Origin of the sequence: Acinetobacter sp. COS3 (genome assembly GCF_000475335.1) — a bacterium.
Taxonomy (GTDB): domain Bacteria; phylum Pseudomonadota; class Gammaproteobacteria; order Pseudomonadales; family Moraxellaceae; genus Acinetobacter; species Acinetobacter venetianus.
The window spans coordinates 15,859-29,259 of sequence record NZ_AXCD01000011.1 but is presented as its reverse complement, the minus strand read 5'-3'; the positions used below and the strand labels follow the sequence as shown (position 1 = coordinate 29,259).

The window sequence follows — 13,401 nt, the reverse complement described above, 5'->3', positions numbered from 1 at the left end:
TATTGTCTTTCGACATAATTTATTAATAATGCAGCTATAAATAATTTTAAATTTCATCACTATAAGTTAAATAATTGGGGGTCGTATGAATATCAAATTTATTACAATTGGTTTGGTAATTATTGGTGCATTATATTTTGGTACAGAAAAATATTGGCAGCATGAATTTGAGGAACAACAGCGTAACGAACTTAAAAGCCTTACATTTGATGAAAAAATGCAAGAAGAAATTAGAGGCTTGCCAATCAAAGGAGATATTTTGAATCAATATCCAAATATTTTCTTATATATGAGTTTTACTGCTGATTTACCAAAGAATATAGAAACTCAAATTAAGTCAAAATTAGCAGAGAATAGTCAAAAATTGATATGTCGTTATTTTTCTGAGGTATCCGATCAAGATGATAAATATAAAGATCGTGCTAAAGCAATCGTTAATGTTATTGAGGAAGATAATATAACAATGACATATATAGCAAAAAACCGCTTAGGTGATATTTTGCTTGAACATAAGCAAGTCTTGTCACAGTGCCCTGAATTTATAAATTTAAAGCAAAGTATTTCATAGCATATTAGTCTTTAATCTATTAAAAATAATTAAAAAATCTTTTTAACTTATTTTAGCAGTTTAAAACGCTTTCAGTTTTAGGCTGCTAAACTCAATATTGTTATTCAAACGCACTGACATCACCGACGCCACGACGAACGATTTCTGGGTTTTCACCCGATAAATCTACGATACTGGTAGTTGATAAAGTGCCAAAACCACCATCAATAAACACATCAATACGTTTGCCTAACTGATTTTCAATATCGTAAGGATCATCAAGTGGATCTTTTTGATCAGGTAAAATTAATGTACTGGTCAATAACGGTTCCCCGAGTTCTTGCAATAACGCTTGAGCAATTGGATTACTTGGAATACGTAAACCTATGGTTTTTTTCTTTGGGTGCATCAATCGCTTAGGAACTTCACTTGTTGCAGGCAGGATAAAAGTGGTTACGGCAGGGGTGTTGTTCTTGAGGAGTCGATACATCGCATTGTCGACTTTGGCATATGTGGCAATATCAGACAAGTCACAACACATAATTGCATACTGATGTTTTGGGCCTAAGCCACGAATTTGTGCAATTCGCTCCATTGCATTCTTATTTCCGATTTGGCAACCAATCGCATAGGCTGCATCTGTTGGATAGACAACGACATCACCAGCACGAATACGGTCAACGGCTTGAGTAATCAGACGGGCTTGTGGATTCTCAGGATGAATATGTAGATGTAACATGATTAAACTCCCTGATTGATATACCGTTAAATTGAGTATGAAACTTGTTGCTGCTGAGATGCAAGTGTTTGCTGTGGTAATTTTGTCATTTAATTCAGCGATTCACGTTTAAATTCATCAAGTTGTAATGGCTTTCCATTGCGAGTACAGATACAGATGTAATGAATAAAATGTGCCGCATCAAGAGGCAATTTTGCTTCACCAGAAAAATAACGTTGAACTTGCATAAAAACATTGTCTTTAAAATGCTGTCCATTTCCGCCATCACCTGTCAGATTGTCGAGAGACACGCGAAATTTACGACCAAATGCAATAGCAAATAACCATTCAATTGCTTGTGGTTTAATTTCCACCTGTTCAAATAACGCTTGTTGTTCTGCACTTCGACCATCTGGTGCGTACCAATAACCAAGGTCTGGTAATAGTCGACGTTGTGCTCCAGAAATCGTCCAATGACTGATTTCATGCAGAGCACTATTAAAGAAACCATGCGCAAATTGGATTCTTGCGGGATGTTCTAAAGTTGCTGGGAAATATTCTGGTTCAAAATCACCTTTAACAAGCGTGACATTATGGTGGGAAAACCAGTGATTAAAGTGTAAAATAAGCCAATCAACTTGTTCTGCTTCTGTTGTTAACTTTTGCCAAGATGAACGTTGCACTTGATCGGGCGTTAATGCAGGAACAGATGTTGAATGGGTGCTAACAAGTAATGAAGTTGTTACTTCAAGTTGCGGCTGCAACAGGTGCATTGCTTAATTTACCCCGAGTTCTGTCTAAAGAAGTGCAAAATTGTATCTTAATCTTTGACAGAGTACCGATGAATTTGTAGAATTGCCGCCTTAATTATGTCAGCAAATACCTTTCCGGCACAGATTGAGCCGTTTAAATGGGCTGAACAGGGCTTTACATGGTCAGGCACACTGCCATTGTCTCGCTTTGCTCGTATCGCTCGTGAAGCTGTTGGATCAATTAATGATCAATTGATCAACATAGACTGTAAGCTATCAATGGATGCCTATCATCGCATTGTATGGTTAGATGCACATGTTGAAACAAAAGTTCCGATGGAATGCCAACGTTGTTTGGATACTGTTGAGACTCCACTTGTTTTAGATGTTCGTTTAGCTTTGATTGATGATGAGTCACTGATAGAGCGCTTGGATGAGGATGCTGATTTCATCGTTTTAGGTGAAAGTGAATCTTCGAAAAAAGGTGATTTTGATACACCTGCTTCGATTGATTTACTCGCATTGCTAGAAGATGAATTGTTATTGTTGATGCCTCTATCTCCCAAACATGATGTTTGTGAGCATAAACATCAACCTGTCGTTCAGGAAGTTGTCGAAGAAAAGCGGGATAACCCGTTTGATGTTTTGGCAAGTTTGAAAGGCAAACTTAACTCATAACACAATTTGTGTTATTATGTTGAGTTAAGACAACTGAATTTTTTCTGATCCATTTTTCGATCTTTGTAAGGAGCCATCATGGCCGTTCAGCAAAACCGTAAAAGTCGCTCTCGCCGTGACATGCGCCGTTCACATGACGCTTTAACCGAGAATGCATTATCTGTAGACCAAACTACTGGTGAAACTCATCGTCGTCACCACGTGACTAAAGACGGTATTTACCGTGGTCGTCAATTATTCGCTAAAGCAGCTGATGCTGAATAATTGAGTCATATGCATTAAGCGTTAGCTTAAAGTATAAAAAAAATGGGAGCGAAAGCTCCCTTTTTTGTTGTTTTTCGCAATTATAAAACGATTTAATCAATGGTAAATTGCCGCATCGGGAAAGAGTCTGTTGTCATTCTCATGTAAAATCATGAGTGTTGATGAAATTGGCGATAGACCATTTGAAGGATTTTTATATGTCGACTAAACGACTTGAGCAGGCTGCTCAAGCAACAAAAACTGCATTTGTTTTTCCTGGTCAGGGTTCACAAAAAGTAGGTATGTTAGCTGAACTTGCTGAGCAATTTAGTGTGGTTCAAGAAACTTTTGCTGAGGCGTCTGAAGCGCTTGGTTTTGATCTTTGGCATATCGCGCAAAGTGGAGAAGGTCTAGATCAAACTGAGAATACTCAGCCTGTATTACTTACAGCAAGCATTGCATTGTGGCGAGTTTGGTTAGAGCTTGGGGGCGTTGCACCAAAATACTTAGCTGGTCATTCTCTTGGCGAATACAGTGCGTTGGTCGCGGCAGAAGCGATGACGCTTGCAGATGCAGTTAAGTTGGTTAATTTACGTGGTAAGTTAATGCAAAGTGCTGTTCCTCAAGGTGAAGGTGCAATGGCTGCGATTCTTGGCTTGGCAGATGAAAAAGTGATTGAACTTTGTCAAAAAGCGTCTGCTACAGGACAAGGTTCAGTTGAGGCAGCCAATTACAATGCTCAAGGTCAAGTTGTGATTGCTGGAAGTGCAGCTTTGGTTCAGCAAGTGATGGCTGAAGCAAAAGAGCAATCAGGCAAAGCAATCGCATTACCAGTTTCAGTACCGTCTCATTGCACATTGATGAAGCCAGCAGCAGAAAAGTTTGCTGAAGCTTTGGAACAAACTGCCATTGAGCTACCGCACCTTCCTGTAATACAAAATGTCAACGCGGAAATCGCGACAGATGTTGCTCAGTTGCGTCAAGCTTTAACGGCTCAATTGTACGAATCAGTACAATGGACCAAGACGATGCAATATCTACAAGATCAAGGTATTCAGTATGTGGTTGAGTGTGGGCCAGGGACTGTACTTAGCAATCTTGCAAAGCGATTACCGAACATAGAAAAAGCTTTTGCGATTGATAGCAAAGCTCGTATGGAAGATGCCCTAAACGCAGTGTTAGTGGCAGAAGGAAAAATTGCATGACACAACAACGAAAAGTTGCGTTAGTGACAGGAGCAAGCCGAGGAATTGGCGCAGCAATTGCACAGCAACTCATTCAAGACGGTTTTTTTGTAGTTGGTACAGCCACTTCTGAATCAGGCGCGCAAAAACTCACAGAGAGCTTTGCAGAGAATGGTGCAGGCGCAGTATTAGATGTTCGTGATGGCGAGGCGATTGATGCACTTGTTTCAGATATTGAACAAAAATACGGTTCGGTTTTGGTTCTCGTAAACAATGCGGGTATTACCAAAGACAATTTATTATTGCGTATGTCTGAAGATGATTGGGATGACATTCTCAATATCCATCTCAAAGCAGTCTACCGCTTATCTAAGCGTGTGCTGAAAGGTATGACCAAAGCTCGTTTTGGGCGCATTATTAATATCAGTTCTGTTGTTGCGCACTTTGCTAACCCTGGTCAAGCAAACTATTCAGCTGCCAAAGCTGGTATTGAAGCGTTTAGCCGTAGTTTAGCAAAAGAGATGGGTAGTCGTCAGATTACTGTAAATAGTGTTGCACCAGGCTTTATTGCAACTGAAATGACTGATCAGTTAAGCGAAGAGATTCGTAAAAAAATGACTGATCAAGTCGCTTTAAATCGTCTAGGTGAACCTCAAGATATTGCTGATGCAGTGAGTTTCCTTGCTAGCGATAAGGCAAGTTACATTACTGGTACAGTTTTACACGTAAATGGTGGTTTATACATGGCTTAAGTGGTGATGTATAAACTTTTAAAAATTTTTATATTCAATTAAACTAGTGGCAAATTAAAACGCCACAAGCAATGAGGAGAATTCCTGTGAGCGATATCGAACAACGCATCAAACAAGCAGTAGCTGAACAATTAGGTATGCGTGCTGAAGAGATTAAAAACGAAGCATCTTTCATGGATGACTTAGGTGCTGACTCTTTAGATTTGGTTGAACTTGTAATGTCTTTTGAAAATGATTTTGACATCACGATTCCAGATGAAGATTCAAACGAAATCACAACTGTTCAATCTGCAATTGATTACGTAACCAAGAAACTTGGTTAATCATATTGCATGATCAAAAGCCACCGAAAGGTGGCTTTTTTATCTGTTCAACTTTTTAACTGGATAGATATATAAATATCGTTACAAGAAAAAATAAACGATCAATATGAAAAGGATTTATTTGGATATATAAAATTTATTCAATTTAAAATAACAAACTAAATCATAAGAATAAAATGTAACTTTATGAGTATCGAAATACGAGTCAAACAAATCATTGTTGACCAACTTGGTGCAGATGAGTAAGAAGTTGTGCCTAACGCATCATTTCTTGATGATTTAGGGGCTGATTCCTTGGATATCGTTGAGCTGATTATGGCTTTTGAAGAAGAGTTTGGATTTGAAATTCCTGATGACGATGCTGAGAAAATTAAAACCGTTCAAGATGCAATTGATTATATGGTTTTTCACGTAAGTGAAGATAGGTAAATTGCACAACGCATTTAATACATAGAATATAACTCCAATACTGTTCTCTAACTATTTAATTTAAATGAATATATAAATATTTTTACAAGAAAATATAAACTATGAATATGCAAAAAAAATATTTAAGTGTATAAAGTTTAAGCTATTTAAAAAATAATTGATTAAATCATAAAAACAAGAGGGAACTTTATGGATATAGCAAAGCGTATTAGAGAGATCATCATCGAGCAACTTCGTGTAGATGAAGATGAGGTTGTGCCTAGCGCATCTTTTACAGATGATTTAGGTGCTGATTCGTTGGCTGTTGTTGAACTGATTATGGCTTTGGAAGGGGAGTTTGGTATCCAAATTCCTTATGAAGAAGCCGAAAAAATCATCACAGTTCAATCTGCAATTGATTATATGACCAATATTGTGGGAGAAAATGCTTAAATTTCACTATGCTTTGGAAAGAGAGAAAGCCACTGAGAGGTGGTTTTTTTGTATTTTAAAATATGTGAATTTGCTAGTTTTATATAAGTTTTAGCGTATATACATATGTTTACAAGACCTCGTTAAATTGAAACTCGCATGCTTCATTTTTTCGGTATAAGTAATTGTGAGTCTGTTTCGACTATGCTTAATCAATAATTACAGAGGAAATAACAATGGGTCTTTTTGATTTTGTGAAAGGTATTGGTAAGAAAAATACAGCGCCAGCAGAACCACAAGCTACACCAGCAACTCCAGCTGAACCTTCTGCTCAGGAAGTCGCAAATAAATTATTAGGTTTGATTAAAAGTTTAGGTTTAGGTGTTGAAGGCCTATCAGTTACTTATAATGGAAATACTGATACAGCCGTAATTAAAGGTCAGGTGAAAAGCCAAGCCGATAAAGAAAAAATTATTCTTGCTGTAGGTAATATTGATCATGTTGCACAAGTCGATGATCAAATGACGGTAGAAACGCCAGAGCCTGAAAGTAAGTTCTACACGGTTAAATCTGGGGATAATTTATCTAAGATTTCAAAAGAAGTGTATGGTGACGCAAATCAGTATCCGAAAATTTTTGAAGCTAACAAACCAATGCTCAAAAGTCCTGATGAAATTTTCCCTGGCCAGGTGTTGCGTATTCCGCAATAATTTCAAAATAATAGAAAAGGCGCATTTAGCGCCTTTTTCATAATTTAAAAAAGAAGCATAGTATGAAACTTTATAATACGACCATATCAGGAAACTGCTATAAAATTAGATTGTTGCTTTCATTCTTGCGCTTAGACTATGAAAAGATCAACATTGATTTAAAAGCAAAGGATCAAAAGAAAGTTGAGTTTCTTGCGCTTAATCCTTTAGGGCAAGTGCCTGTGCTAGAAGATCATGGTATTTATTTACGTGATTCTCAGGCAATCCTGTGTTACATCGCCCGTGAGTATGATGTGGAACAGTTATGGTTTCCATTAGAACCGATGTTAATGGCACATGTTTTAGAGTGGCTGTTTTTTGCAAATCAAAATATTGCTTCTAGTTTAGCTGCCGCAAGAGCTTTTTATTTAGTAAATAAACCACATGTACAGATTGAGCATGCAACTGAACAGGCTTATGCAGTATTAGAGATGATGAATCAACATTTATCTGAACAAGATTGGTTGGTAGGGCGTCGAGCAACACTTGCAGATATTGCTTGTTATCCTTATGTGGAGATGGCTCATCAAGGTCAGATTGAGTTAGACCAATATCCATATGTTCAAGCTTGGTTGAGACGTTTTGAACAACTCCCCAACTTTATCGAGCTGAATAGTTAGAACGGAAAGAATAAAAACAACTCGGGTTTCTATTCTTTTTTTATTTTTAAAAGCGTTTTGGAATTTTTTGCCCATTTGGAACAGGTGTTTCAGCATTCTTTAATACACCGAATAACCATGTTTCAGCATACTGAACGGCTATTTTCAATGAATCACCCAATGCTAAACGTCCAGCAATAAAGCTTGCTAAAGAACAACCTGAACCATGATATTGACCCTCCAAGCGAGGACAGCGACTTTCAGCAATCATTTTTCCATTTGCATACAGTACATTTCGAATATGATCAGGTGTATCTTCATGCCCACCTTTAACTAGGACAGCTTGAGCACCCATTTCAAATAATTTCTGAGTCGCTTGTTCGATATCATCTAAACCAGTGAGTGCACGCAGTTCAACGGTATTTGGTGTGATGACTGTTGCTAAAGGAATTAATTCAACAAAAGCCTTAACTAAGGTTGCTTGATCGCCGAGTGAACCACCACTATTAGCAACAAGTACAGGATCAAGCACATACAAGTAGTCAGGATGCTCACGTAAGAACGTTGCGAGTGCTGCAATATTGTCAGTTGTCCCTAACATGCCCGATTTGACACATTTAATCGGAAGATCGCCGACGACGGCATTTGCTTGGGCGAGTAGGAGTGCTTTAGATGTTGCTTCAAAACCAAACACTTGTTGTGAGTTTTGCACGGTCAACGCAGTACAGGCAATTGCTGCATGTGCACCACTTTGTCCAATCGCCTCAATATCAGCTTGTAAGCCAGCACCACCTGATGGATCTAAACCTGAAAAACAAAGTACGGTAGGTCGCACTGCAATTTCCTTTTATTCTTCAATATGCGCTAGTATAAGGAAGTTTCGAGAAACTCTCGATACTGTTGTGTAAGGCGATAAGAGATTGAACGAATGACGATCAAAAATATTTTGATAGATTTAGATGGGACATTAACAGATCCTAAAGAAGGGATTCATCGTTCAATTCGGTTTGCACTAGAAAAATTGGGTCAGCCAATTGCAGATAATGTTGATTTAGATTGGACGATTGGCCCACCTTTAAAAGCATCGTTAGCAAAATTATTAAATACACAAGATGATGTTCTCGCTGAACAGGCATTAGCAGCTTATCGTGAGCGGTTTTCTGTCACAGGCTTATTTGAGAATGAAGTCTATCCAAAAGTTGCTGCAACTTTGCAACAGTTGCAAGCGCAAGGTTTTTCTTTATTTTTGGCAACAGCTAAGCCAACAATTTACGCCAAACAAATTTTAGTTCATTTTGACTTGGCTCAATACTTTACCGAAATGTATGGTAGCGAATTGACTGGAGAGCGTACCAATAAAGCTGATCTAATTGCTTATATACTTGATCAAGAAAAGTTAAATGCTCAAGAATGTATCATGGTTGGTGATCGTCAATATGACATTATTGGCGCGCGTGCGAATGGAATTGAAACGATTGCGGTGGACTATGGTTATGGAACGGCTGAAGAGTTGTTGCAGGCACAACCTGTGATGCAAATTGAACAGTTTAATCAATTGATTGCATGTGTGGATCAGATTAACGCAGAACGAAAAGTTTCATAATAAAAGATGGAAAAAGCCTCGAATGATCGAGGCTTTTTTGTTTAATTAAACATTATGTTTTAAGCGATATTGCACCAGTTCATCAATACTGATCACAGTCAAACCATGTGTTTGAGCATAAGCTAAGACTTGAATACCAGAAGCCATAGAACCATCTGGATTTGTTAATTCACACAGAACACCAGAAGGTTTCAGACCTGCTAAACGTGCTAAATCAATAGTTCCTTCAGTATGACCACGACGGCTTAATACGCCGCCATCACGCGCACGTAATGGAAAAACATGACCTGGACGGCTGAGATCACTTGCGATAGCACCATCTTTAGTTGCGGCTAAAACAGTTGTTACGCGATCTTTGGCAGAAACACCTGTTGTCACACCTTGAGCAGCTTCAATTGTGACCGTAAACGCTGTTTTGAATTGGCTAGAATTATCCATAACCATAGGTGGAAGTTCTAAGTGATCTGCAAGTTCTTCTGTTAAGCATAAGCACACAATACCAGAGCCATCACGGATCATTTGTGCCATGGTTGCAACGGTTACAGTCTCGGCTGCAATTATTAAATCAGCTTCGTTTTCACGGTCAAAGTCATCCATCACCAATACGGGTTTACCTTGGCGGATGTCTTCTAAAGCTTGTTGAATACGTTGTTCAGCAGGAGAAAGGGCTGAAAAGAAAAGTTCGGGTTGGATTAAACTCGACATAATGAAACGCTCTCGTAAATAGGATACGGTTGAACATTTCAGGACTGATGTAAAAATAAGCGGACCCCAAAACAACGTTGTTTTGGGGGTTTCGTCTTCTTTCATCCGGACTATACCGTCGGCTTTGGTTTCTCACCAAATCTGCTTGTATATAAAACATATACAGGCTCGTGGGCTGATTAGGTCATGCCTAACTTACCACCGGTGGGGAATTTCGCCCCGCCCTGAAGCGATGTGCTTTGATTATAGCCATAATTATTATGTGAAAGGGAACTTTTTCGTAGAATGAATCGTTCTATGAAAGACGATAATGTTGCGAACCAAATCAATTTTTTAATTTAATCTGTGAAACTAGTAATCAGTTAATAATGGGCATAAACTCATTAGATAAAACAACAATAACATGGAGGAATGGTTCATGGATCAAAACAATAAGACTGAAATAGAATGTTTGGCACAACAATTACATCGGCCGATAATGAGCCTAAAAGCATTCTCTCAAATGTCAGATCGTGATTTAGCATGGCTCAATCAGAAGTTATCTGAAGCAATGCAAAATGAAGAAAAGAAAATGAATCAAAGTTTGTACCAGACACCATTCTTTTTACGTTGGTTATTCAAACAAAAATAACATGGATAGATGCGATGACTCGATTAGCAGTACAGGCAGAAATCATTAAGCTCGCAAGAATTTTAAATGTATCAGAGCAAGAGTTGGCTTTCATGCAGCAGACTGCACCAGAGAGCTTGAGACAATTTCGTTTTGCAATATTAGACAGATTACAAAATCAACAAAAATTGCGTTTTAAGCATTTGGCTGGATGGGTAAATTGGCTGCCATTGGGAATTAGTGTTTTTATGGTTAAACACTTTTTACAGCCTTATATCGTGGCACAAATTGCTGTGTATTTATCCACCGAGCGTTCTTATCGGATTGTAAAGCATTTACCCCCGAAAACCGTAGCGGCAATTTCTGTTCATCTTGATCCTCGATTAGCCAGAGAGTTATTGGGTTATTTAACCACGCATCAAATTACTGATATTACCAAGGTATTATTGGCGCAACGTGATTTTGTCACGATGGGACGATTTGTCAGCATGTTATCTGATTCGGTTTTACAAGATGTTGCTCAGATTGTTGAAAGTGAAAGTGACCTCTTGGAAATTGCATTCTATATTGAATCGAGAGAGCAAATCGATCATTTAGTTCATGTCTTACCCAAGCAGCGAATTGAACAGGCATTACTAATTATTGGTGACCCTGAGCAACGGCTGATATGGCCAAAGGTTTTGGCACTGATGAGTTATATCAGTTATGGACTAAAACAGGAGCTTGGGGATTTAGCTGTGCAGCAAGGGGAAGTAGTGATTAATGCGATTATCCAAGCCACCCAAGAAGATCAGCTTTGGGAGGATATGCTGCCAGTGGTTGCATGTTTATCTGCGCATGCACAAATTTTTGTCGCTAATTTACCTGCTTTAAGAAAAGTGGAGATCATTCAAAGTATTGTTGAGGCCGCTGATCGTTGTGATCTTTGGGCTGATATGTTGGTGATCGTAAGTTATATGCATGATGAAGCAAGGCAGGCTGTCGCGACTGCAATTGCGCAGATTGATGAGTTCGTACTGCATCATATTGCTTATGCATCTTTGTTACGCTCAAAATGGGAGGTGACGTTTGATATTATGCGACGTATGCCTATTCCTAAACAACAACAGTGCCACAAAATTTTGGACGTTTACATGAGGCAATTAGATATTGAAACCTATCAATATTTAGATGAGTTATTACATCGCTTTCAGATTCATACTTCAGTTTAACTGGTCGGGAGAGTATTTCTAATCGGTAATAAGGTCTCTAAGGCATGTTCATAACCACGTTCAACGAGTTCGTCTAGTTTATGCCAGTCAAACATACCAATGCCTTCAATTGGCATTCGAATATGTAAGTTTGCACGTTCGATTGCAGCAGTTTGAATCATGGTGTCGCTGGCAAGTGTTGCGGTTCGCATTAGGATTTCAGCGAGTCTTGGTGCATGTAGTAGTTTATCTTTAATGATTTTATTCCAATTTAATAAAGCACTTTGATCGGGTTTGTCTAAACCAATACCGGGAACGCGGATATCATCATGTAAGCTCACATTACTGGCAATCACCGTTCCTCTCTCAAGATTTTGCATGACATCCGTCGGTAAATTATTAATTACGCCTCCATCACAAAGTAAATTTTCATGCCAAGCTACAGGAGGAGCGACACCGGGGACACTCATACTGGTTCCAACCCACGTTGCAAGCTCTCCTTGATCATGAATCATGGCTTGACCTGTCGTCAGATTCGTAGAGATACAGTAAAAGGTTTGTTTTAACTCCTCTATTTTTCGTTGTCCAAAGATTGCGTGCAATCTTTCATGAAAGCGTTGTCCTCGAATCAATGAAACTCTCGGCATGGTGTAATCATTTAAATAATTTCTGGCTACAAAGGTTTCATAAGCAATATGCGTCATTTCTACACTATCAAATCCACAGGCAACGAGAGCTGCAACGAATGCGCCCATACTGGTTCCGCCAACGATATCAATAGGAATATGCAGTTGTTCAAGTGCGCGAATTAAACCGATATGCGCAAAACCTCGTGCACCGCCGCCGCCGAGCACTAAACCTAAGCCTTGGCTTGAAATTTGTCGAGCGACGGCACAAATATCTGCTTGAGCCCAAGGGTGAATAAAATAATGTGCTCGAGCGTGGTAAAGCTTTTTCCAAACAAGCGTATGAGGAGAGGGATCTCCTTCAGAGCGCAATAGCACTAATTCAATTGGACTTTGCCAATTATGCTGATTAAGTACATCAACCAGTTTGGTATGAATTGGTGTTTGATTGGCTTCTGCGAGGATTAGAATGCGATCTGCTTGATGTAAACAGCGTTTAGTCCATTCATCTTCATTGTTATGTGCTGCATATAGAACATAACAATGTTTTTCCTCTAAGCTTGCTAACCATTGTCGGAGCTTAAGATCATCTACGCTATAGTCCAATGGTGTTTGGCTAAAGCCCTCACCAAATAACGCATCAACATGTGCAGCGGTGACTAGACGAACATGTGGCCACCGTTGCAAATGTTCAGTCAGCTTTTCAGCTAGGTGTGTGGCAGGTATTTGAGATGAAACAGGAATTACTGAAAGCGTGCGGCTATGACTCATCGCATGAATATGCTGTAGTTCAGGTTGTGAGCGACTAATAATCAAGCGAGAGAGAGTAAATAAGATATTGGCATGTTGGGTAATAAACTCAATGAATTGTTGCTTAGGAATAACGACTAAAGCTGTGTCTCTTAATGCGTTAACAGTTCCGTGATGCGGTTGATTTGAGATCACGCCCATTTCACCAACAATTTCATTCCGCCCAAGATAGGTAACTAAACCTGAAGGTGTCGCTAATTTTACTCTGCCATAAGCAATAATGTAGATGTAGTTAGCTTGATCATTAACCTTATAAAGTTCTTGTCCTGTTTGTAGGTGACGAATATGACAGTGCATCGCCAATGTCGACAAAATAGATTGATCTAGTTCAGCAAAAAGCGTTGCTTTGCTTAGAGTCGTTATAATATCCATATTCTTCGAGTTATCTTTATTGTCTTTTTATTTAATAAAGCATATGCCTGTTTTACAAGTCAGATTACGTAAACAGATAAAAGCTAATTTCATGCAATAT

General features: G+C 38.8%; 17 protein-coding genes, 1 pseudogene and 1 riboswitch. Of the genes and pseudogenes, 13 read left to right on the top strand and 5 right to left on the bottom strand.

Annotated features, from left to right (window positions below; all coding sequences use genetic code 11):
- Nucleotides 1-85 precede the first annotated feature (85 nt).
- Nucleotides 86-568 carry a hypothetical protein gene (locus IO68_RS22630; RefSeq protein WP_007481117.1) on the top strand — a complete coding sequence of 161 codons (483 nt, stop codon included), beginning with the start codon at nt 86-88 and terminating at the stop codon, nt 566-568.
- A gap of 100 nt (nt 569-668) precedes the next feature.
- Here the strand turns inward: IO68_RS22630 and IO68_RS22625 are convergent, their stop codons facing one another.
- Both IO68_RS22625 and IO68_RS22620 read right to left on the bottom strand, forming a co-directional pair.
- Nucleotides 669-1,286, bottom strand: a complete 618-nt coding sequence (locus IO68_RS22625; protein WP_004881165.1) for an L-threonylcarbamoyladenylate synthase — start codon at nt 1,284-1,286, stop codon at nt 669-671.
- An 89-nt stretch (nt 1,287-1,375) separates the two neighbouring features.
- Nucleotides 1,376-2,038 (bottom strand): elongation factor P hydroxylase, encoded by a 663-nt coding sequence (locus IO68_RS22620; RefSeq protein WP_004881164.1) that lies wholly within the window; start codon nt 2,036-2,038, stop codon nt 1,376-1,378.
- A gap of 96 nt (nt 2,039-2,134) precedes the next feature.
- On the opposite strand from IO68_RS22620, the gene IO68_RS22615 reads away from it, so the two are divergent.
- From IO68_RS22615 to IO68_RS22575, 9 genes and pseudogenes are all read left to right on the top strand, one after another.
- On the top strand, nt 2,135-2,695 hold the full coding sequence (locus IO68_RS22615) for a YceD family protein (protein WP_004881163.1): 561 nt from the start codon (nt 2,135-2,137) through the stop codon (nt 2,693-2,695).
- Nucleotides 2,696-2,773: 78 nt separating this feature from the next.
- Nucleotides 2,774-2,959 (top strand): 50S ribosomal protein L32, encoded by a 186-nt coding sequence (gene rpmF / locus IO68_RS22610; protein ID WP_004638135.1) that lies wholly within the window; start codon nt 2,774-2,776, stop codon nt 2,957-2,959.
- A gap of 197 nt (nt 2,960-3,156) precedes the next feature.
- The gene (gene fabD / locus IO68_RS22605) at nt 3,157-4,143 is read left to right on the top strand and encodes an ACP S-malonyltransferase (protein WP_004881162.1); all 987 of its coding nucleotides are present in this window, start codon (nt 3,157-3,159) and stop codon (nt 4,141-4,143) included.
- Entirely contained in the window at nt 4,140-4,874 is a 735-nt protein-coding gene (gene fabG, locus IO68_RS22600; protein ID WP_007481127.1) for a 3-oxoacyl-ACP reductase FabG, read from the top strand. Before fabD ends, fabG begins: the two co-directional genes overlap by 4 nt.
- Nucleotides 4,875-4,960: 86 nt before the next feature.
- Nucleotides 4,961-5,197 carry an acyl carrier protein gene (gene acpP, locus IO68_RS22595; protein ID WP_004655272.1) on the top strand — a complete coding sequence of 79 codons (237 nt, stop codon included), beginning with the start codon at nt 4,961-4,963 and terminating at the stop codon, nt 5,195-5,197.
- A 186-nt stretch (nt 5,198-5,383) separates the two neighbouring features.
- Nucleotides 5,384-5,626: pseudogene (gene acpP / locus IO68_RS22590) on the top strand (acyl carrier protein).
- A gap of 189 nt (nt 5,627-5,815) precedes the next feature.
- Nucleotides 5,816-6,058: an acyl carrier protein gene (gene acpP, locus IO68_RS22585; RefSeq protein WP_019385045.1), complete on the top strand. Its 243-nt coding sequence runs from the start codon at nt 5,816-5,818 to the stop codon at nt 6,056-6,058.
- 215 nt (nt 6,059-6,273) lie between these two features.
- On the top strand, nt 6,274-6,747 hold the full coding sequence (gene lysM, locus IO68_RS22580; RefSeq protein WP_023013019.1) for a peptidoglycan-binding protein LysM: 474 nt from the start codon (nt 6,274-6,276) through the stop codon (nt 6,745-6,747).
- A gap of 62 nt (nt 6,748-6,809) precedes the next feature.
- The gene (locus tag IO68_RS22575; RefSeq protein ID WP_023013018.1) at nt 6,810-7,406 is read left to right on the top strand and encodes a glutathione S-transferase family protein; all 597 of its coding nucleotides are present in this window, start codon (nt 6,810-6,812) and stop codon (nt 7,404-7,406) included.
- A gap of 46 nt (nt 7,407-7,452) precedes the next feature.
- Here IO68_RS22575 and IO68_RS22570 read toward each other — a convergent pair whose 3' ends face one another.
- Nucleotides 7,453-8,220: a hydroxymethylpyrimidine/phosphomethylpyrimidine kinase gene (locus tag IO68_RS22570; protein WP_023013017.1), complete on the bottom strand. Its 768-nt coding sequence runs from the start codon at nt 8,218-8,220 to the stop codon at nt 7,453-7,455.
- Between the two features lie 93 nt (nt 8,221-8,313).
- Between IO68_RS22570 and IO68_RS22565 the strand changes: the two genes are divergently transcribed.
- The gene (locus tag IO68_RS22565) at nt 8,314-8,988 is read left to right on the top strand and encodes an HAD-IA family hydrolase (protein WP_023013016.1); all 675 of its coding nucleotides are present in this window, start codon (nt 8,314-8,316) and stop codon (nt 8,986-8,988) included.
- A 45-nt stretch (nt 8,989-9,033) separates the two neighbouring features.
- Here IO68_RS22565 and ribB read toward each other — a convergent pair whose 3' ends face one another.
- Nucleotides 9,034-9,693, bottom strand: a complete 660-nt coding sequence (ribB, locus tag IO68_RS22560; protein WP_031234752.1) for a 3,4-dihydroxy-2-butanone-4-phosphate synthase — start codon at nt 9,691-9,693, stop codon at nt 9,034-9,036.
- An 89-nt stretch (nt 9,694-9,782) separates the two neighbouring features.
- Nucleotides 9,783-9,928, bottom strand: a riboswitch (FMN riboswitch).
- A 183-nt stretch (nt 9,929-10,111) separates the two neighbouring features.
- On the opposite strand from ribB, the gene IO68_RS22555 reads away from it, so the two are divergent.
- Nucleotides 10,112-10,324, top strand: coding sequence for a hypothetical protein (locus tag IO68_RS22555; protein ID WP_004881146.1), 213 nt, complete (start codon nt 10,112-10,114; stop codon nt 10,322-10,324).
- A gap of 14 nt (nt 10,325-10,338) precedes the next feature.
- Nucleotides 10,339-11,514: a hypothetical protein gene (locus tag IO68_RS22550; RefSeq protein ID WP_023013014.1), complete on the top strand. Its 1,176-nt coding sequence runs from the start codon at nt 10,339-10,341 to the stop codon at nt 11,512-11,514.
- Here IO68_RS22550 and IO68_RS22545 read toward each other — a convergent pair.
- The gene (locus tag IO68_RS22545) at nt 11,511-13,301 is read right to left on the bottom strand and encodes a patatin-like phospholipase family protein (RefSeq protein ID WP_007481140.1); all 1,791 of its coding nucleotides are present in this window, start codon (nt 13,299-13,301) and stop codon (nt 11,511-11,513) included. The genes IO68_RS22550 and IO68_RS22545 overlap by 4 nt on opposite strands.
- Between the last annotated feature and the right edge of the window lie 100 nt (nt 13,302-13,401).